Annotated in this window: 17 protein-coding genes; 3 read left to right on the top strand and 14 right to left on the bottom strand. The window is 44.8% G+C overall.

What is annotated here, in order from left to right; genetic code table 11:
• Window positions 1-43: 43 nt before the first annotated feature.
• Genes ftsA through mraZ form a run of 14 tightly spaced genes read right to left on the bottom strand, consistent with a single transcriptional unit; the run spans window position 44 to window position 15,666 of the window.
• Entirely contained in the window at window positions 44-1,279 is a 1,236-nt protein-coding gene (ftsA, locus tag HII16_RS05460; RefSeq protein ID WP_135439089.1) for a cell division protein FtsA, read from the bottom strand.
• Window positions 1,272-2,048 (bottom strand): cell division protein FtsQ/DivIB, encoded by a 777-nt coding sequence (locus HII16_RS05455; protein WP_169128179.1) that lies wholly within the window; start codon window positions 2,046-2,048, stop codon window positions 1,272-1,274. The genes ftsA and HII16_RS05455 overlap by 8 nt, the downstream gene beginning before the upstream one ends.
• A 55-nt stretch (window positions 2,049-2,103) precedes the next feature.
• The gene (locus HII16_RS05450; protein WP_169128177.1) at window positions 2,104-3,054 is read right to left on the bottom strand and encodes a D-alanine--D-alanine ligase; all 951 of its coding nucleotides are present in this window, start codon (window positions 3,052-3,054) and stop codon (window positions 2,104-2,106) included.
• Window positions 3,051-4,475 carry a UDP-N-acetylmuramate--L-alanine ligase gene (murC, locus tag HII16_RS05445; RefSeq protein ID WP_169128542.1) on the bottom strand — a complete coding sequence of 475 codons (1,425 nt, stop codon included), beginning with the start codon at window positions 4,473-4,475 and terminating at the stop codon, window positions 3,051-3,053. Before murC ends, HII16_RS05450 begins: the two co-directional genes overlap by 4 nt.
• Before the next feature lie 11 nt (window positions 4,476-4,486).
• Window positions 4,487-5,563: an undecaprenyldiphospho-muramoylpentapeptide beta-N-acetylglucosaminyltransferase gene (murG, locus tag HII16_RS05440; RefSeq protein ID WP_169128175.1), complete on the bottom strand. Its 1,077-nt coding sequence runs from the start codon at window positions 5,561-5,563 to the stop codon at window positions 4,487-4,489.
• The gene (ftsW, locus tag HII16_RS05435) at window positions 5,563-6,756 is read right to left on the bottom strand and encodes a cell division protein FtsW (protein ID WP_169128173.1); all 1,194 of its coding nucleotides are present in this window, start codon (window positions 6,754-6,756) and stop codon (window positions 5,563-5,565) included. The genes murG and ftsW overlap by 1 nt, the downstream gene beginning before the upstream one ends.
• On the bottom strand, window positions 6,756-8,084 hold the full coding sequence (gene murD, locus HII16_RS05430) for a UDP-N-acetylmuramoyl-L-alanine--D-glutamate ligase (RefSeq protein WP_169128171.1): 1,329 nt from the start codon (window positions 8,082-8,084) through the stop codon (window positions 6,756-6,758). The genes ftsW and murD overlap by 1 nt, the downstream gene beginning before the upstream one ends.
• Before the next feature lie 38 nt (window positions 8,085-8,122).
• Entirely contained in the window at window positions 8,123-9,202 is a 1,080-nt protein-coding gene (gene mraY, locus HII16_RS05425) for a phospho-N-acetylmuramoyl-pentapeptide-transferase (protein WP_135439084.1), read from the bottom strand.
• The gene (gene murF / locus HII16_RS05420; RefSeq protein WP_169128169.1) at window positions 9,196-10,590 is read right to left on the bottom strand and encodes a UDP-N-acetylmuramoyl-tripeptide--D-alanyl-D-alanine ligase; all 1,395 of its coding nucleotides are present in this window, start codon (window positions 10,588-10,590) and stop codon (window positions 9,196-9,198) included. Before murF ends, mraY begins: the two co-directional genes overlap by 7 nt.
• Window positions 10,587-12,125, bottom strand: coding sequence for a UDP-N-acetylmuramoyl-L-alanyl-D-glutamate--2,6-diaminopimelate ligase (gene murE, locus HII16_RS05415; protein ID WP_169128167.1), 1,539 nt, complete (start codon window positions 12,123-12,125; stop codon window positions 10,587-10,589). Before murE ends, murF begins: the two co-directional genes overlap by 4 nt.
• On the bottom strand, window positions 12,118-13,884 hold the full coding sequence (locus HII16_RS05410) for a penicillin-binding transpeptidase domain-containing protein (protein ID WP_169128165.1): 1,767 nt from the start codon (window positions 13,882-13,884) through the stop codon (window positions 12,118-12,120). Before HII16_RS05410 ends, murE begins: the two co-directional genes overlap by 8 nt.
• A complete protein-coding gene (ftsL, locus tag HII16_RS05405) occupies window positions 13,884-14,192 on the bottom strand; it encodes a cell division protein FtsL (protein ID WP_169128163.1) in 309 nt (102 codons plus the stop codon). The genes HII16_RS05410 and ftsL overlap by 1 nt, the downstream gene beginning before the upstream one ends.
• Window positions 14,193-14,240: 48 nt before the next feature.
• Entirely contained in the window at window positions 14,241-15,182 is a 942-nt protein-coding gene (gene rsmH, locus HII16_RS05400) for a 16S rRNA (cytosine(1402)-N(4))-methyltransferase RsmH (protein ID WP_169128161.1), read from the bottom strand.
• A gap of 25 nt (window positions 15,183-15,207) precedes the next feature.
• The gene (gene mraZ, locus HII16_RS05395) at window positions 15,208-15,666 is read right to left on the bottom strand and encodes a division/cell wall cluster transcriptional repressor MraZ (protein WP_135439079.1); all 459 of its coding nucleotides are present in this window, start codon (window positions 15,664-15,666) and stop codon (window positions 15,208-15,210) included.
• Window positions 15,667-15,958: 292 nt separating this feature from the next.
• On the opposite strand from mraZ, the gene HII16_RS16750 reads away from it, so the two are divergent.
• The 3 genes from HII16_RS16750 to pgi all read left to right on the top strand — a co-directional run bounded on the left by HII16_RS16750 (window position 15,959) and on the right by pgi (window position 19,971).
• Window positions 15,959-16,204, top strand: coding sequence for a hypothetical protein (locus tag HII16_RS16750; RefSeq protein ID WP_211183410.1), 246 nt, complete (start codon window positions 15,959-15,961; stop codon window positions 16,202-16,204).
• A gap of 109 nt (window positions 16,205-16,313) precedes the next feature.
• Window positions 16,314-18,314 carry a transketolase gene (gene tkt, locus HII16_RS05390; protein ID WP_169128159.1) on the top strand — a complete coding sequence of 667 codons (2,001 nt, stop codon included), beginning with the start codon at window positions 16,314-16,316 and terminating at the stop codon, window positions 18,312-18,314.
• A gap of 16 nt (window positions 18,315-18,330) precedes the next feature.
• Entirely contained in the window at window positions 18,331-19,971 is a 1,641-nt protein-coding gene (gene pgi / locus HII16_RS05385; protein ID WP_169128157.1) for a glucose-6-phosphate isomerase, read from the top strand.
• Window positions 19,972-20,016 lie beyond the last annotated feature (45 nt).

The following is a 20,016-nucleotide window of genomic DNA, read 5'->3' as shown; positions in this document are numbered from 1 at the left end:
TTTGTTCCACCAAAAAAATGTTCAATTTTAAAATTTTGTCTATCTAAAAGTTGTTATTAAACCAACTTTTCAAGCGCGAAAGCATGCCAACCACACTTTCCCCTGCGCCCAACTCTGTAGTTTTATCATTGCTCGCTTGCAAGCCGTAATGCAGCAAACCAACAACGGTTGCATAACTTGGATCGTTAACGTAATCGGTTAAGCCTTCAATATTTAATGGCGTGCCCACACGTACCGGCATTTGGAATACTTCTTCAGCGAATTCCACCACGCCTTCCATTTTTGCAGTACCACCGGTAAGGACGATACCGGCAGCGATTTGATCCTCGAGTCCACTTGACTTAATTTCTTCTTGGATCAACTCAAATAATTCGTGATAACGCGGCTCAACAACTTCGGCTAAGGTATGACGAGACATACTACGCGCCGGGCGACCGCCAACACTTGGTACTTCAATGTTTTCTTCCATGCTGACCATTTGGCGTAATGCACATGCATATTGCACCTTAATGTCTTCTGCATGACTCAATGGCGTTCTAAATATTTTTGCAATGTCGCTGCTTACCTGATTACCGCCCACTGGGATAACGGCACTGTGGCGAATAGCGCCACCTGCGACCACTGAAATGTCTAATGTGCCTGCCCCCATATCAACGACACAGACACCTAATTCTTTTTCATCATCGGTTAATACCGAATAGCTTGATGCCAGCGCAGAAAAAATTAATTGATCAGCGCTTAAATTACAGCGCTCAACACATTTAACGATGTTCTTTGCCATATCGTTAGCACAGGTAATGATGTGCACCTTGGCTTCCATGCGAACGCCTGACATGCCGATAGGGCTTTTAATGCCTTCTTGTACATCAACGCTGTATTCTTGTGGTAATACATGCAGCATTTTACGTTCGGCTGACATAGGCACAGAGCGCGCGGTATGAATTACGTTTTCGACGTCTTCCTGCGTCACTTCATGGTCATTGATTGGCACCATGCCGTTTTCATTTTGACAAGAGACATGTTTACCGGAAATACCAAGATATACAGAACCAATACTGCAATCGGCCATTAGTTCCGCTTCATTAACGGCTCGTTGAATTGATTGCACCACCAAATTGAGATCATTTACGCCACCTTTATCCATACCACGGGCGGCATGGTGGCCTACACCAACAATGCTTAATTGGTTGTCAGGTGTCACTTCACCAACAACGGCGACGATCTTGGACGTACCAATATCGAGACCAACAACCAAATTTCTTTCTACTGCTTTAGGCATTTGTTTTTTCTTCTTCTAGTTTTGGTTTCCAACCAACGGCCATGCCGGTGTCATAGCGCAGGTCGATATAATCTACTTGCATGTCTTGCTTGGCCATTGATTTAATTTGCCTGTAGGCATCCATAAATCGTTGCACTCGCATGACTCTGTCTTCGCGCCCCAGATTTAAAGAGACGCCATCTTTTAGCGTTAAAACCCACGAATGACGCTCACTTAGCACCAATTCATCAATCTCAACCTCAATATAATTAAGCAACAAATTCAAGTCTCTGTATGTTGCTAAAGCCAGAGTTTCACTGCCTTCTGGACCAAATAACTTTGGTAACCCCGGAGCTACCCGTGTTTGATCTGCTTGGAAAATGACACCTTGTTCATTGATAAAAAAATCATCATTCCATTGCGCTACCGGTGTTTGGTCAATCACATAAACACTTACCGTATCAGGCCATTGCTTGCGCACAGACGCCGAGTACACCCAGGGTAACTGCTCTAGTTCATGCTGTATCAAATTAACATCCAGTTGGAAAAAGTTATCCAACTCGCCCTGACGTAACGCGGCAACAATTTCAGCATTAAAGGTGTATGGTGTTTTACCTTTTATCACTAACGATGACACGGGTGAGGCTTCATCCTGCATCATCGATTGATATACCTTTACCAGCCCAAAGATCATTAACATGGTTACAACAATAAAAAACGCCAATCCGGACCAATAGTTCATTGGTACCTGATCAAGCAAATTATTATTATTGTCTTTGCTCTTGCTCATAATCTATTGCTAACGCCTTAAGCTAATCCCTTTAACGATATTTCTTTTTATTCAATTACTTATGTATGTCACTTAGCTGCAATATTCGGCTCACTAGGTCTTGAAAGTCTAAGCCTGCGACCTTTGCAGCTTTCGGTACCAAGGATGTTTCTGTCATACCTGGAACCGTATTAACTTCCAGCAAGTTAAAATTCCCTTCGCTATCTTGCATCACATCAACACGACCCCAACCTTGGGCGCCGGTTGCTCGAAACGCTTTTAACGCCAATGATTGCAATTGTGCTTCTTGCTCTGCTGGTAAACCACATGGGCACAAGTACTGGGTACTATTGCTTTGGTACTTGGCCTGATAATCATAAAACTCGTTTGGTGTGACCATAGATATTGCTGGCAATGCCTGCTCACCTAAAACCGCCACCGTAAATTCCGCACCACTAAGCCATGCTTCAACTAACACTTGATGGTCGTACTTGAACGCGTTTTCTAGTGCTCTCGCTAACTCATCTGCATCACGGGCTATTGCCATGCCAATACTCGAACCTTCTTTGGCTGGCTTGACCATGGCTTTGCCACCAAGGTTTTGCAAAATCTGTTGGCAAGCGTCGGCGCAGTAATCATCCTCGTTTACCACAGCAAAGTCAGCGGTTGGTAAACCACTGGCTTTAAATATTTGCTTGGTCCGAACCTTGTCCATCGACAACGCTGACCCTAATACACCGGAACCTGTATATGGAATCGACATGTATTCCAATGCACCTTGGATGCATCCGTCTTCACCACCACGACCATGCAAGGCAATAAATACCCGGTCGATGCCTAAGCTTTGCAGTTGGTTCAAAGCGACGTCTTTGGTATCAATACCGCTAACCTTAAAGCCCGCTTTTTGTAACCCATTGATAACCGCTTTGCCTGAATTTAATGACACCTCTCGCTCAGCACTGTTGCCACCAAAAAGTACGGCGATATGCTGTTGCTTTAGTTGGTTAAGGTCAAGCAAGGTGCTCATGACGCATCCCCTTTGACGTTTAACTCCGGCGCCGCTACGACATCACGAGCAATAGCGCCAACATTACCGGCACCTTGGGTAATCAACATGTCGCCATGCTCTAATACGTTGCCAAGAATTTGTGGCAGTTGCTCTGGCGAACTAACATAAATTGGCTCCATGCTACCGCGAGAACGAATGCTCCAAGCCAAAGACTTAGAATCGGCATTAGCGATGTGCTCTTCACCCGCTGCGTATACATCGAGTAAAATCAATTGATCAACCGATGCCAACACTTCGACAAAATCTTCGTATAAATCACGTGTACGTGAATAACGGTGTGGTTGGAACATCATGACCAAACGACGCTCTGGCCAACCACTGCGCATCGCTTTAATAGTTGCTGCAACTTCACTTGGGTGATGACCATAATCATCAATCACCGTCATCTCGCCTTTTTCAGTGGCGATATCAGCTAGATGCTCAAAACGACGCCCTATGCCTTCAAATTTCTCTAGTGCTTCAACAATGGCTTTATCTTCAACGCCTTCATCGGTCGCTACAGCAATCGCTGCAAGGGCGTTAGCAACGTTATGCAAACCAGGTAGATTTAACGTTACTTGTAAATCGTCACGTTCTTTTCGCAACACAGTAAATTTGCTGACACCGGCATCTTGCTGATAATCAATGGCTCTAACGTCAGCGTCTTCACTAAAACCGTAGGTAATAAACTGACGGCCTACACGAGGTAAAATTTCAGCAACGACAGGATTATCAATGCACAACACCGCTAGACCATAAAATGGCAAGTTATGTAAAAACTCAACATAGGTGTCTTTTAATTTTTCAAAGTCACCTTCGTAGGTATCCATGTGATCCGCATCTATATTGGTAATAACCGACACCATAGGTTGCAAATGCAAGAAAGAGGCATCGCTTTCATCTGCTTCAGCAACCAAATATCGGCTCTTTCCTAATCGTGCATTAGTACCGGCACTGTTTAACAAGCCACCGATAACAAATGTTGGATCCAGTTGCCCTTCGGCAAGGATACTGGCAATCAAACTCGTAGTAGTGGTTTTACCGTGCGTGCCTGCGATGGCAATACCATGGCGAAAACGCATCAACTCGGCAAGCATCTCAGCACGAGGTACAATTGGAATACGCTGCTCTTGTGCGGCAACCAATTCAACATTATCGGCTTTAATGGCGCTAGACACGACAACAACGCTGGCATCAGCAACGTTGTCACTTTGATGACCAATGTTAATTTTTGCACCCAGCTTAGTTAGACGGTTTACCACTGGGTTAGCACCTATGTCAGACCCCGTCACTTGATAACCTTCGTTAAGTAATACCTCGGCAATACCACCCATGCCAGCACCACCGATACCAACAAAATGTATGATTTTTACACGACGCATTTCTGGAATATTCATCATAAATTCTTTCACTAATCCACTAATGACCGACACAAGGTTGCAACTTGTTCGGTAGCATTAGGTGTAGAAACCGCTTTGCAGGCCTTAGCCATTTTCTTCAAAACTGATTCTGAACTAAATAACATGTTCAATTTTCGCGATAATAAGGTCGCGTTTAATTCTGATTGCGGCAACATATAAGCCGCCCCAGCATCAACAAGATATTGAGCATTTTTAGTTTGGTGATCATCAACCGCGTGTGGCAATGGGATAAAGATTGCGGGTTTTGCCGCCATCGCCAATTCAGACACGGTAAGAGCACCGGCACGACATATCACCACATCCGCCCAATCATAGGCTTCGGCCATATCGTCAATAAACTCGGATACTTTGATCTTACTTTCATCAACTTGGTAACCTTGATAAGACGCATCGACATCTGTCTTGTTACCTTTACCGGTTTGATGCCAAACATCGATACCTTGCAGTTTAATTTGTGAAATAGCTTGCGGTACGGTGTCATTAAGCACTTTGGCACCTAAACTGCCGCCAACAACTAGCACCCGCTTATTGATTTCACGCTCATGTTCATCGGTTAACATGCTGATGTTGCCACGCACTGGGTTACCTACCACTTGCGCGTTAACACCGCTACTGAAGGCATTCGGAAATGCGCTCAATACTTTGCTGGCTATTTTGGCTAGGTAACGATTGGTCATGCCGGCCACGGCATTTTGTTCGTGCAATATTAACGGAATACGCTTAATCCAAGCGGCGACACCACCTGGAGCACTTGCATAGCCACCCATACCAAGTACCACATCCGGTTGTACTTGATTTATTACATCTAGCGATTGCCACACAGATTGTAAAACTTTAAATGGCATAGTCAGCTTTGACTTCCAACCTTTACCGCGTAAACCGGAGATATTGATAAAGGAAATATCTATATTGTGCGCTGGGATAACTTGCGCTTCCATTCGATCAGACGTACCAAGCCAATGCACATGCCAGCCTTGTTGCTGCAAATATTCAGCCACAGCTAAACCTGGGAAAATATGCCCACCGGTACCGCCTGCCATAATCAAAATTGTTGGACGTTTAGACACTACTTACGCCCTCCTTTCGAGGTTGCTTGAATCGCCTGCAACCTTAATTCATGATCAATGCGAATTAATACGACTATCGCCAGTGTCATGACTATCATTGAACTACCACCATAACTGATCAACGGCATGGTGAGGCCCTTGGTTGGGAATATCCCAGCGCTGGCACCAACATTTACTGCCGTTTGAAAGCTCATCCAAATACCTATTGAATAGGCGAAAAAACCTTCAAAATACTTTTCTTTTTCCAGTGCTTGTCGTCCTAGATACAGTGCTTTGACAACGAGAACCAAAACAACTGCCAGCAACGCCAACACACCAACAAAACCAAATTCTTCGCCAACTACTGCCATAACGAAGTCGGTATGAGCTTCAGGTAAGTAATCTAGCTTTTGAATGCTATTCCCTAACCCCAAACCAAAAAATTCGCCACGGCCATAAGCCATAAGCGATTGGGTTAATTGATAGCCAATACCAAATTCATCTGCCCACGGGTTCAAAAAACCCGTAATACGAGCCAAACGATAGGGCTCGTTAATTATCATTAGCGAAAATGCACTGAGTACCGCCACGACAATAGCAGCAAACTGCCACAACCTAGCGCCTGCTAAAAACAGTAAACCTAAGGCAGTACACCCCATCACAATCACAGTTCCCAAGTCGGGTTGCAACAGTAACAGCACGGCGAGGATGAATAATACCAACAATGGCTTGAAAAAGCCTTTAAAATTATCCATTACTTCGTCACGACGACGCACTAAATAGGCTGATAGATAACAAAAGAAAAATAACTTAGCAGGTTCCGCTACTTGAACGTTGATCAGCCCTAAGCGAATCCATCGAGTTGAGCCGTTTACTTTATGACCAACTATCAGTACCGCGACCAATAAAAGGATCGCAAACAGCAATAAAGCCCAACTGGATTTATGCCACTTGTCCATCTCTATTTTTAAGGCAAAAAACGCCACTGCCAAGCTCAGTAATACATAAATACCATGGCGTATAACAAAGTGAAACGGGTTATTGTATAAACGCTCACCAACAGGGATAGACGCGCTGGCAACCATCATCAAGCCCAAAAAATAAAGGGTGAAGGCTAAGATAATAAAGGTACGATCAAACGTCGCTGGAGCGGTGTCATGGTTGCCCTGACTAAACCACATAGGTAACTTTAATTGCCCTGCAAATGCCAACATCAGTGTATTTCCCTTACTGCCTGAATAAACATATCGCCACGCTGCATGTAGTTGTTAAACATATCAATACTGGCGCATGCCGGTGACAACAATACTAAATCGCCGGGTGTCGCTAACTGGCGAGCCGTCTTGACCGCTTGCTGTAAGGTGTCGACTTTAATCGTTCCAGCTTTCAAGCTCGCTATTTCATCACCATCTTTGCCAAGGGTGATTAAGTGATCGACTTTGCTCAAACCTGGCAACAATTCATTAAAATCAGCGCCCTTACCATCACCGCCGGCGATAAGGATCATTTTTTGACGTGCTCGGGCTAACCCCTCTATTGCCGCCAATGTGGCACCGATATTGGTTGCTTTCGAATCGTTTATCCAAACGATGCCATCATAGGTATCGATTTGCTTACAGCGATGATCGAGACCTTCAAAAGACACTAAACCTTGTGCCAATTTATCTATCTGCCAATCGGCACAAACCCCCAATGCCAACGCCGCCAAACAGTTGAGTTGGTTGTGCTTGCCAGCCAAGGGTAAGCGGGCGCAATCAAGCAGTTTTGTGTCGCCGTAGGCTAAAAAATCTTTATCTCCATCAACAACAACACCAAAGTGCCCTGGTAGGGGTGCATCAAGACCAAAACTGATATCAGCGTCGTTTACCGTCTCAGGGCGAGTGCTGAGTTGTTCGCGATTAAATACCCGACGACGGCTTTGCTGGTATATGCGATGTTTAATCGCACTGTAGTTTTCCAGCGTGTGATGACGATCCAAATGATCATCACATATATTAAGAACGGTACCAGCCACTGCATCTAAAGAGACCATGGTTTCAAGCTGAAAGCTCGATAGCTCAAGGATAACCAGTTCGGATTCTTGTTCAGCAACCTCTAAGACCGGTAAACCGATATTACCGGCAAGTACCGCCTCGACGCCCATGTATTTCGCCAAATGCGCCAATAAACTCACCACGGTCGATTTACCATTGGAGCCGGTAACAGCAAGTTTCGGCGAGCTATTGACGCGACAATACAGCTCAACATCACCAATCAGTTCGGCATCAGCGCGCACGTTGTCACGAATCTCGGCAATATTAATGTCGACACCAGGGCTGGCAATGATGATATCAGCTGCGGCAATTGTTGTTGCATGCCAACCACCGGCAATGAGTTTTGCCTCTTTATTTAACTGCGCTAGGCGCTTTTGCCCTGGCGGTTGTTGGCGCGAGTCGTTGACAGCAAAGTCTACGCCAGTGGCCGTTAAATAGCGGGCACTGGCAAGTCCTGTGGCGCCAAGGCCCAGGACTAAAACATTTTTGCCGTTAAACATACTCATCATAAAGGGTTACTTAGTTATCTCTTTTTTTTTATTGTCGATTAACGTAATTTCAATGTTGCCAAACCAATCAACACTAACACCACGGAAATAATCCAGAATCGAACAATAACTCGTGGCTCTGGCCAACCTTTTAATTCATAGTGATGGTGAATCGGTGCCATGCGAAATATACGTTTCGCTCGCAACTTGTAGGAGCCAACCTGCAATATCACCGATACCGTTTCAATTACGAAGATGCCGCCCATAATAAACAGCACAAGTTCCTGTTTTACCAATACCGCAATAACACCTAAAATCGCACCTAACGCTAATGAGCCAACATCGCCCATAAACACTTGCGCTGGGTAGGTGTTAAACCACAAAAAACCAAGCCCGGCACCGACAATCGAGGTACATATAATCACCAGCTCACTGGTCTCGCGAATATGCGGTAAATTTAGATATTCAGAGAAATTAGCATTACCAGTAACATAAGCAAATACCGCAAATGCGCCGGCAACTAAAATCGTCGGTACGATAGCCAAACCATCTAAACCATCGGTCAGGTTGACTGCGTTTGAGGTACCAACAATGACAAAATACACTAAGGCTACATACAACACGCCTAGTTGTGGCATCACGTCTTTTACGAATGGGATCAATAACGTGGTGCCTTCTGGCTGGGCAATAGCATACAAATAAAATGCGGTCGCTAAACCTGCAGCGGTTTGCCAAAAATACTTCCAGCGAGCAATTAGGCCGTTCGGGTCTTTGCGGATCACTTTACGATAGTCATCAACAAAGCCAATAAGACCAAAGCTTACGGTGACAAACAACACCACCTGAACATAACGATTACTGAGATCAGCCCATAACAGGACGCTCAATAATATGGTGCCCAAAATAAGGATACCGCCCATGGTTGGCGTACCGGATTTTGACAAGTGACTTTGCGGGCCGTCATCACGAACAGTTTGGCCGATTTGCATGGTTTGCAAATAGCGAATCAATTTAGGGCCAAAGTACAATGACGCAATTAATGCGGTTAATGTGGCAACAATGGCGCGGAACGTTAGATAGGAGAACACGTTAAAACCGCTGTAAAATTCCGTCAGATATTGACCTAACCAGACTAACATGAACCCACCTCAGCCTTGTTACGCCATTGTTTAATGTCTTCAACGACAAGTTCCATACGGGCACTGCGTGAGCCCTTAACCAAAATAGTAATTGTTTGTTCCTCGTTAGAAAGCAATTGTGCCAGTTTTTCTATCAGCTTGTCTCGCTGTGAAAAATGCGCGCCATCGCCATTAAACACTTGTGAAGCGCTTTGACTTAGCACACCAAGTGTTAATACGTTATCTATGTGATGTATTAATGCATGTTCACCGATTTCTTGGTGATAACGACGAGCATCTTCGCCAAGTTCGGCCATGTCGCCAAGTATCAGGATTCGGCGGCCTGCATAACTGCCGAGCAATTCGACACCGGCTTTAGTCGATTCAACATTGGCGTTATAGGTATCATCAATGAGGGTCATTTTGCCCGGTAAACTGATCAGATTTAAACGGCCTTTAACCGGCGCCATATTTCCAAGCCCAGATTTGATCTGTTCTAAGGTTGCACCAAACTCAAGCGCTATGGCTGCGGCAGCGACGGCGTTACATACATTATGGCGACCCGGTATAGGCACGGTAATGTCGATATTGCCTTGATATGTATTTAAAGTGAAGCTGCTAAAACCTAGGTCATTGAGACGAACATCACTGCAATAACAATCGGCTTCTTTTACGCAGCTAAATTTGCGTACGGTTTTATCGGTTAAGCGCCATTGCCACTTATGGGTATATGGAGTGTCTTGGTTATATAGAGCCACCCCGGTTTCACCTAGCCCTTCAAATATCTCGCCTTTGGCGCGAGCAACACCACATAAATCACCAAAGCCTTCTAAATGGGCTGCAGCAATATTATTAATGACGGCGACATCTGGCTTAGTAAGGGTTGTGGTATAGGCAATTTCACCAATGTGATTGGCACCAAGTTCGATCACCGCATATTCATGCTGATGCTCGAGACGCAATAACGTTAATGGCACGCCAATTTCGTTATTGAAGTTACCATCAGTGGCTAACACGGTGCCAAGTTGTGACAAAATCGCTGCCACCATTTCTTTTACCGTGGTTTTACCGCTACTGCCTGTGATGGCAACAGTTTTTGGATTAACTTGCTGTTTTACATAAGCGGCAAGTTTACCCATAGCTTTGTAGCAATCGGTAACCACCAGCTGCGGGATGTCGACATCTTGCTCAGTCTCAACCAAGGCGACAGAACACCCGATATCGGATGCTTGCGCAACAAAGCGATGACCATCAAAGTTCGGCCCTTTAAGAGCAATAAACAAGTCACCGGCTTGTAATTGACGCGAATCGGAACTGACACTGGTGATAGCCAGAGTTTCCGGCTCCGCGCAACGTAATATGTTTCCACCGACTACATCGGCGATTTCATTTAACAGTAATGGGATCATTGACCTTCCCTCTGTAAATAAAATTGACGAACAACCTCGCGCTCATGATAGGCGATGGTTTGTTCCCCAATTATTAAATAATCTTCGTGCCCCTTGCCGGCCAGTAGCACCATATCGTCACTACTCGCATTCGACAAGGTTGATAACACCGCTTGTTGACGGTCTAGTATCGTCGTTGTTTTATCTTGGGCTTTTATGCCTTTAGCTATATCCGCGGCAATTGTTTCAGGCTGTTCGGTTCTTGGGTTATCGTTGGTAAGCACTATGTGATCAGCGTATTGCTCAGCAATGGCCCCCATTAAAGCTCGTTTGCCTTTATCTCTGTCGCCACCACAACCAAAAACCGCCCATAGTTTACCCTGACAATGCGCCGTTGCCGAACGCAACGCTTGCTCTAATCCATCAGGCGTGTGGGCATAATCAACTACCGCTGTCGGCGCATTCGCCGCACTGAATACTTCCATACGACCTGCAACTGGCTGTAAATTAGCCACCAAGTCAGGTAAATCGGCAAGCGTGATACCTTGTAATAGCGCCACGGCGATAACCGCCAACAAATTAGCAACATTAAACTCACCGAGCAATGGGCTATCTAACTGACATTGGCCGAAACTTGATTTTAAAGTAAAACGTATGCCGTTGTTGTGACAATCAAGGTCACAGGCGATTAGATAATGCCAGCCAGCAAATTCGCTTTCATCTGCGTCAATAGCAAACGCCATTTTAGGGTTTGTATCGGGCAGACTATACAACCACTGTTTACCAATGGCATCATCGGCATTTATCACCCATTTTTGCGTGCCATTCGCGACAAACATCGCCTTTTTCGCATCGGCGTAGCTTTGCATATCGCCGTGATAATCAAGATGATCACGACTTAAGTTTGTGAATACCGCAATATCAAGCATCTCGCTGTTTAAACGATGTTGATGCAATGCATGTGAGGATACTTCCATGGCCACTGTGTTCACCTGTTGTGCGGTAAACTCAGCTAACAGCTGTTGTAACAAGGTTGGTCCTGGGGTGGTGTTGTTAATATCCACCAGATTATCCAAGGTACCCGCACCAAGGGTGCCGATTATAGCGCTTTTGTTGCTCTTGGTAGAGAGCAATTGTGCTAAAAGTTGGCAACAACTGGTTTTGCCATTGGTGCCCGTTACTCCAACCAAGGTCATTGTATCAGCGGGGTTGTTATAATAATTTGCCGCCAATAGATGCAATTGCTTTGCCAATTGATAAAACGCCACACTTGGCACTTGACCACTGGCGCCCTCAAGCATTGTCACTTGCCCATGTTGTTGCGGTTGTTGGCATTGATAAATGACTAACGCTGCACCATTTTGTACAGCGGTATCGATGAATTGTTTGGCATCTTTTTGCGTACCAATTACGGCGGCAAAGATATCGTTTGCGTTTACCTGTCGAGAATCGTTAACCAAGTTGCGGCAATGATTATCAACAAAGCCTGTTGCCGCTAAATCAATACCTAGCCCGAGCAGTGTTTGGTTAATCGAGAAGTGACTTTGATTAGGCATCATTGTCTCCCTCTTTAACCGTCAATTGACTGATACGGGATGTATCGTCTGGGGCAATGTTCAAGGTGGTTAACGCGCCTTTCATAATACGCGAGAATACCGGTGCGGCGACTTCACCACCGTGATAATCATCACCACCGGGTTCGTTAATCACCACAACAACCACGATCTTAGGATCAGACACTGGCGCAACACCGGCAAAAATGCCCATATATTCATTACTATAACCGCCAGCGGCTGCCTTACGCACGGTGCCGGTTTTGCCTGCGACACGGTAGCCATCGACTTTGGCTTTTGGCGCACCTTGCAACACCACCTGCTCCATCATATGTAATACAGTGCGGGCGTTTTCGGCATCAACCACTTGCTCGCCTTCATTAAACTTAGGATCTTTTAAAATAGACAAGGGGACTTTTTTACCACCATTGCCAAGCGTTGCGTAAAAGCGCGCCAACTGCAGTGGCGTAATGGCCAAGCCATAACCCCATGATAAGGTTGCCAATTCAAATTTTGACCAACGGTTACGATCCGATAAGCGGCCTGAGCTTTCACCAATCAAGCCTGTCCCTGTATCTTCAGAAAAGCCCATTTCAAAAAACTTCGAAAGCAAGAACTCCTTTGGAATCTCCATTGCTAAACGCGTGGTCCCCATATTCGATGACTTAATTAATACCTCGGTAAGACTTAATTTACCGTAGTTTCTTGGGTCAGAAACACGGCGTCCACCAATACGCATCGAACCTGGTGAGGTGTTAATAATATCGTCTTTTTCAACCGAGCCTAATTCTAACGCGCTTAATATCGTTAACGGCTTCATGGTTGAACCCGGTTCAAACATATCGGTAATGGCGCGATTACGAAATCTGTGTGTTGCCATTCCCTTACGATTATTTGGGTTGTAAGACGGGCCATTCACCATCGCCAATATTTCGCCACTGTGAATATCTAAGACAACCACCGAGCCGGATATCGCCTGGAACGACTTAACCGCCGCTTTTAATTCTCGATAAGCTAACGCTTGAATGCGCTGATCTATCGATAGGGTAATATCTTCAGGATCTTGTTTGTCGACTTTTTCCAAAATTTCAATGCGGTTACCGTGGGCATCCTTGATGTATTTGTCTTTGCCGTTGACACCGGTTAAGTGCTCGTCAAACAGACGCTCAATGCCTTCTATACCATCTTCATCAACATTGGTAAAACCAACCACATGCGCGCTGATTTCGCCAGAGGGATAAAAACGTTTGGTTTCTAATACCACCTCTATACCTGGGATGTTCAGGCTTACTTCAATGTAATCTGCCATTTGCGGCGACACGTGTCGCGACAAATATGTAAAACGTTTCTTCGGATTGGTTCCTATTTTGTCGATAATGGCCGAAACGTTCATGTCCAATACTTGGGCGAGAACATCGAGACGTTTTTGCCAATCTTTACGGGTGCGCTCGTCTTTGAGGGCGTTTTTACCTTCAATAAAGCGTTGCGGGTCGGCATAAACCGTTTTAACAGGCACAGAGATGGCTAACTCTTCGCCGTTGCGATCGAGGATGGCACCTCGATAAGAATGTACTTTGGCGTTGCGGACGGTGCGATTTTCACCTTTTTGTTGAAGGGATTCAGGTTCGACGACTTGAATATAGGCGGAGCGGGCTACCAAACTGGTGAATACAAGGCAAATCAAGCCTACAACCACGTGAAATCGCCAAGCGATGGTGGTTGGTTTTAGGTTTGCTTTATTACGTTTAGCCTTAGTACCCATTATGGAATTTTTATTATTATTTCACTGTTAATTTCAGGCCGATGCATATGCAGCTCTTTATCAGCCTTGGTTTCAATTTCACTGTGCTCTGCCAGTGAGTTTTGCTCTAATTGCAAGTTGCGCCATTCAACATGAAGGCTGTCACGATCACCATATAATTTTTCCAAATCACTGGTTGCCTGCCGGTTGATATGTGTCATATAGATCACCGCAAACGCCGAAAGCAGTACCAACATAGCCATGAGATAGGTACCGCTATAACGCTTAATGTCTTGCCATATTTCCTGGGTTAAAACCAGTTTAGCCATGGTTATTCCTTTTAACCGATGACACTATTGCCCAATAGTTGTTATCGATTAATCTTTTGCCAAGCGCCGAGCAACTCGAAGAACTGAACTGCGCGAGCGTACGTTGTCAGAAACTTCAGATTTACTTGGTTTGGTGCGCCCCACCAACGCCAGCTTTTTACCTTTTTGTAATTCTTCTTCTGTAATTGGCATACCACGTGGCACTTTCTTGCCTTGGCTATGCTTTTTCATAAACTGTTTGACCAGTCTGTCTTCCAATGAATGGAAGCTAATGACCACCAAACGGCCATCTTCTTTTAATACATCCAATGATGCCGCTAATGCGCTTTCGATTTGATCCAGTTCCGAGTTGATGTACATGCGAATCGCTTGAAAACTTCGTGTCGCTGGATGTTTTTTAATTTCTTTTTGTGGTGCCGCTTGCTTGATAATTCTCGCCAACTCACCGGTGGTGGTAATATCTTGCTCTTGTCGGGCATCAACAATGGCGTTGGCAATACGCCACGCCATTTTTTCTTCACCAAAAGTTCTTAACACCCAGGTGATGTCTTCAACATCGGCAACTTTTATCCATTCTGCCGCTGTTTGGCCTTTGCTGGTATCCATACGCATATCCAACGGGCCATCATTCATAAAGCTAAAACCTCGACTGGCATCATCCAGTTGCGGCGAGGAGACGCCTAAGTCCAACAAGATTCCGTCGACCCGACTAATTACATCCAGATCGACGGCAATATCTTGCAGGTTAGCGAAGCCACTGTGCACTATGCTAAATCGAGGATCGTCAGCAAATCTTTGCGCAGACTCTATTGCTTGTAGATCACGATCAATGGCTATCAAACGTCCGTTTTCACCCAGGCTTTTTAGTATCAGTCCAGAATGTCCACCACGACCAAAAGTACAGTCGATATAGGTGCCATCTGGTTTTATATCCAGGCCATCTACGGCTTCTTGTAGTAATACTGAAATGTGTGCAAATTCTGTTGCCATAACTATTCCAAGCCTTAACCTAAGGCTAAAGCGATAAATCCGATAAACGTTCGGTTAATTCCAGCTTGCCTTGCTGATTGTCTTCAATTCCTTGATGCATTTGTGTCTGCCAGTCGTCTTCATTCCAGATTTCAAACTTATTAAACAAACCAACCAAGATAACGTTTTTTTCGAGATTAGCGTGTTGGCGCAGAACACTGCTTAATAGCAGGCGACCACTTTTATCTATTTCACATTCAGTAGCGTTACCCAGGAGAATACGTTTTATGGTACGCTCACTCGGGTTCATATCGGATAGGCGGCTCAACTTAAGTTCTAGCTCTTCCCATTCCGACAGTGGATACAACAATAAACAACGACTTTCAGTATGTAGAGTGCACACCATTTTACCCTCGAAATCGGCAAACAAAGACTCACGGTACCGTGTCGGTATCGTGATCCGATTTTTGCTATCTAAGGTGATGTTGCTTGCGCCTCTAAACATAATTTTTGTTGTTTTTCTATCGCTGTTGTTATTGTTCACTTTTTAAACAATAGCCTAAAGATCCACATTTCTCCACTTTTTCCCACTTAAGTCTAGTTTAGTGACTATAGTCAACCCTTGTCAAGGGTAATTAAGCAACAAAAATATTTGCTGAAGGGCTTGTAATGCAAGGCTTGCTAGTGAATCGGCGCTAAGTTGTTATATATGTGGAATTTTGGGCAACGTCATGGTGATATTAACCCAAAAATTAATTTAAAAATCAGGCTTTTTGCTGATCAATTGTGCGGCAATTGTGACGGATGATAATCCTAGGAGGATAATTGTGGGATTTTACCAGATAGCAGATCAAAAAAGGAGCCTTAACCCCAAGGCATTAACCCCGATTTTTTTGCTTTCAAGCAAACAAGTATTAGGCTTGCATTTGTTCCAACTCTTTGCCTTGGATTTCATAGACCTGCTTAGCAATAAAGATGATAAAAATAATCACCTAAACCGTATAGAAGCTGTAAGTGATCATATTTTAAGATTATCTGCTTAGACACCGTCTATACTCTTATCTGGTGACAACAGGATTCTTCTCCCATCTTGTTGTCACCACCCTATTTCCGCAATCTGGCTATTGCCTGACAGTTAAAAGGTATATTCATATGGCAACCCGCAAACAACTTGCAAATGCAATTCGTGTACTGGCTATGGATGCCGTACAAAAAGCTAAATCGGGCCACCCTGGCGCCCCTATGGGTATGGCTGATATCGCTGAAGTTCTATTCAATGATCATCTAAAGCATAACCCTAGCAATCCCGACTGGCCCGACCGCGATCGTTTCGTGCTATCTAATGGCCATGGTTCTATGCTGATTTATTCTTTGTTGCATTTAAGTGGTTACGACCTTGGCATGGAAGATTTAAAACAATTTAGACAATTGCATTCTCGTACCCCGGGTCACCCTGAATATGGCTATACCCCAGGTGTCGAAACTACCACGGGGCCTTTAGGCGCCGGTATTGCTAATGCGGTAGGTATGGCCATTGCGGAAAAAGCGCTGGCGAGTCACTTTAACCGTCCTAGCTTTGATATTGTTGACCACTATACCTATAGCTTTTTAGGCGATGGCTGCCTGATGGAAGGTATCTCGCATGAAGTGTGTTCGCTAGCGGGCACCCTCGGGCTTGGTAAATTGATCGCTTTTTACGATGACAATGGTATTTCTATTGATGGTCATGTTGAGGGTTGGTTTACCGACAACAGCGCACAACGCTTTAATGCCTATGGTTGGCATGTCATTGATAACGTCGATGGACATGACAGCAACGCCATCGACCAGGCAATAAAAGAGGCCAAAGCGGTTTCTGACAAACCAACATTAATTGTCTGTAAAACCGTTATCGGCTTCGGCTCACCAAACAAAAGTGGTAGCCATGATTGTCATGGTGCGCCATTAGGAGATGATGAAATTGCCGCGAGTCGTGAGTTTCTCGGCTGGACTTATCCACCTTTTGAAATCCCAGATGACATTTACCAAGGCTGGGATAACAAAGCCAACGGCCAAGCTAACGAGTCTAGCTGGCAACAATTATTCAGCGCCTATCAAGTTGCTTTTCCCGAGCTTGCCACTGAATATCAACGCCGAGTTATCGATAAAGCCTTGCCGCAAAATTTTGATCAGATGAGCAATGATTACATTGCCCAATGTCAGCATCAAATGGCCAATATAGCCTCACGTAAAGCTTCACAAAATGCCATTGAAGCTTATGCTCCGCACTTACCTGAACTGCTTGGTGGTAGTGCCGACCTAGCGGGTTCAAACCTGACGTTATGGTCTGGCTCGAAAGGGATAAACAAAGACGATGGCGATGGTAATTACCTCTATTACGGGGTACGTGAATTTGGTATGAGCGCGATTATGAACGGATTGTCCTTACATGGCGGTTTTATTAACTATGGTGCGACCTTTTTAATGTTCATGGAATACGCCCGCAATGCGGTACGCATGTCGGCACTGATGGGCATTCAAAATATTTTTGTTTATACCCATGACTCCATTGGCCAAGGTGAAGACGGGCCAACACATCAACCGGTTGAGCAATTAACCAATTTACGCACTACCCCTAAACTAACAACATGGCGCCCTTGCGATGCAACGGAATCGGCTGTGGCATGGAAGCATGCGATTAAAAATCAAAGTGGACCTTCGGCCTTGGTGTTCTCACGTCAAAACCTGGCGCATCAACCAAGAACCGCAGAGCAAATTGCCGCTATCGAGCAAGGTGGTTACGTGTTACATGATAGTGATGGCGCACCACAGGTTATCTTAATTGCGACTGGCTCAGAAGTAGAGCCGACTATGGACGCAGCTAATGCTCTACAGGCTAATGGAGTACAGGTACGCGTCGTATCGATGCCGAGTACATCACTATTTGATCAACAGCCTGATGCCTATAAAGACTCGGTATTACCGAGTGATTGCCAACATATTGTCGCCGTTGAAGCGGCGCACCCTGATTTTTGGCACAAATATGTTGGTCGACAAGGTACCGTCATCGGCTTGGATCGATTTGGCGAATCGGCTCCAGGAGGCGCATTAATGGAGCATTTTGGTTTCAGCTCTGCTAATATCGTCGAACAAGTAGAACAACTCATTAAATAGTAAGGGAAAATTCTCCATGACTCGCTCGTCGTTACCCGCTTGGCAGGCATTACAGTCCCATGCCAAGGACATGCAAACACAATCGATCAAAGCCATGTTCGATGCCGATAATCAACGCTTTGATAACTTCTCATTGCGACTACCAGGGCTTTTATTTGATTACTCTAAGCAAAACATTAATCAGCAAACCATGTCTTTGTTTGAGCAATTAGCACAGCAATGTGACTTTGATACTTGGCGGGACAAAATGTTTGCCGGTGAGCGAATCAATATAACTGAAGATCGTAGCGTGCTGCATGTTGCTCTGCGTGCTGACACCAGTAAACCGCTTGAAGTCGACGGCGAAAATGTATCCGCACAAGTTGCAGAACAACTGGCGAAGATGAAAGCTTTTTGTGACAAAGTACAATCTGGCCAATGGCTTGGATTTACCGGAAAGCCAATGCGCCATATCGTTAGCATTGGTGTTGGCGGCTCTAACTTAGGCCCTGAAATGGCGACTAATGCCTTGAAGCATTACAAGCAAACTAACTTGTCTGTGCATTACGCCTCAAACGTTGATGGCAACCAGATTGCCGATGTACTTGATGCGGTCGATCTTGAAGCCACCTTATTTGTTGTCTCAAGTAAAACCTTTACCACCTCAGAAACCATGACCAATGCCAATACGGCAATGCAATATCTGGTTGATGCGCTTGGTGATAAAGCCGCTATCGGCAAACATTTTGTTGCGGTTTCGACTAATACTGAAAAGGTAACCGAATTTGGTATTGATGCCGATAACATTTTTGATATGTGGGATTGGGTAGGCGGTCGTTTCAGTTTATGGTCAACAATTGGTTTACCCATTGCGTTGTATCTAGGCTTTGAACACTTTGAGCAATTATTACTGGGTGCGCGTAACGTTGATGAGCATTTCGAATCTGCACCGCTCGGGCAAAACGTACCATTCATTATGGCCTGTTTAAGTATTTGGAACTGCAGTTTCTTAAATGCCCGTTCGCAAGTTATTCTGCCATATGATCAAGTGTTAAACCGCTTAACCGCATACTTACAACAAGCGGAAATGGAAAGTAACGGTAAGCACGTCAATTTTTCTGGTAACACCGTTGATTACAACACTGTGCCAACCATTTGGGGAGAAATTGGTATTAATGGCCAACACGCCTTCTATCAATATCTACACCAAGGCAATAATATCGTACCTGCAGATTTTATTGGCTCGATAACACCTATTCGCCATATGGCACATCACCATGACATTCTGATTGCCAATATGCTCGCGCAAGCAGAAGCATTTATGACCGGCGTCAGTGAAAGTGATGTGCGTGACAGCTTGGCAAAGGCCGGCAAGTCACAACAAGTCATTGATGAGCTTGCCGCACATAAAGTGCATCAAGGTAACCGCCCAAGTTCGATGTTTTTATTTGATAAGATCACACCATTCAGTCTTGGCCAATTAATTGCCATGTATGAGCACAAGATTTTTAGCCAAGGTATTTTGCTTGAAGTCTGTTCTTTTGATCAATGGGGCGTTGAGTTAGGCAAAGGCTTAGCCAATAATATTCATGCAGAAATTCTAGCCGATGGCGATGTTGACGGCCATGACAGCTCGACTCGCTCATTGATTAATTATTATAAAGCCAACAAAAGTTAACCTTATTTAAATAAGCAAAAGCGAGAACTTTGCGTCTCGCTTTTT

Source organism: Thalassotalea sp. Y01 (assembly GCF_012932945.1).
Classification (GTDB): domain Bacteria; phylum Pseudomonadota; class Gammaproteobacteria; order Enterobacterales; family Alteromonadaceae; genus Thalassotalea_A.
The sequence above is the reverse complement of the archived record's forward strand: the minus strand, read 5'-3'. Positions and strand labels throughout refer to the sequence as shown.

What these genes read in the sequence shown, in the direction of transcription:
- ftsA (WP_135439089.1), bottom strand. Translation starts at nt 1,279, where the DNA reads ATGCCTAAAGCAGTAGAAAGAAATTTGGTTGTTGGTCTCGATATTGGT.
- HII16_RS05455 (WP_169128179.1), bottom strand. Translation starts at nt 2,048, where the DNA reads ATGAGCAAGAGCAAAGACAATAATAATAATTTGCTTGATCAGGTACCA.
- HII16_RS05450 (WP_169128177.1), bottom strand. Translation starts at nt 3,054, where the DNA reads ATGAGCACCTTGCTTGACCTTAACCAACTAAAGCAACAGCATATCGCC.
- murC (WP_169128542.1), bottom strand. Translation starts at nt 4,475, where the DNA reads ATGATGAATATTCCAGAAATGCGTCGTGTAAAAATCATACATTTTGTT.
- ftsW (WP_169128173.1), bottom strand. Translation starts at nt 6,756, where the DNA reads ATGTTGGCATTTGCAGGGCAATTAAAGTTACCTATGTGGTTTAGTCAG.
- murD (WP_169128171.1), bottom strand. Translation starts at nt 8,084, where the DNA reads ATGATGAGTATGTTTAACGGCAAAAATGTTTTAGTCCTGGGCCTTGGC.
- mraY (WP_135439084.1), bottom strand. Translation starts at nt 9,202, where the DNA reads ATGTTAGTCTGGTTAGGTCAATATCTGACGGAATTTTACAGCGGTTTT.
- murF (WP_169128169.1), bottom strand. Translation starts at nt 10,590, where the DNA reads ATGATCCCATTACTGTTAAATGAAATCGCCGATGTAGTCGGTGGAAAC.
- murE (WP_169128167.1), bottom strand. Translation starts at nt 12,125, where the DNA reads ATGCCTAATCAAAGTCACTTCTCGATTAACCAAACACTGCTCGGGCTA.
- HII16_RS05410 (WP_169128165.1), bottom strand. Translation starts at nt 13,884, where the DNA reads ATGGGTACTAAGGCTAAACGTAATAAAGCAAACCTAAAACCAACCACC.
- ftsL (WP_169128163.1), bottom strand. Translation starts at nt 14,192, where the DNA reads ATGGCTAAACTGGTTTTAACCCAGGAAATATGGCAAGACATTAAGCGT.
- rsmH (WP_169128161.1), bottom strand. Translation starts at nt 15,182, where the DNA reads ATGGCAACAGAATTTGCACACATTTCAGTATTACTACAAGAAGCCGTA.
- mraZ (WP_135439079.1), bottom strand. Translation starts at nt 15,666, where the DNA reads ATGTTTAGAGGCGCAAGCAACATCACCTTAGATAGCAAAAATCGGATC.
- tkt (WP_169128159.1), top strand. Translation starts at nt 16,314, where the DNA reads ATGGCAACCCGCAAACAACTTGCAAATGCAATTCGTGTACTGGCTATG.
- pgi (WP_169128157.1), top strand. Translation starts at nt 18,331, where the DNA reads ATGACTCGCTCGTCGTTACCCGCTTGGCAGGCATTACAGTCCCATGCC.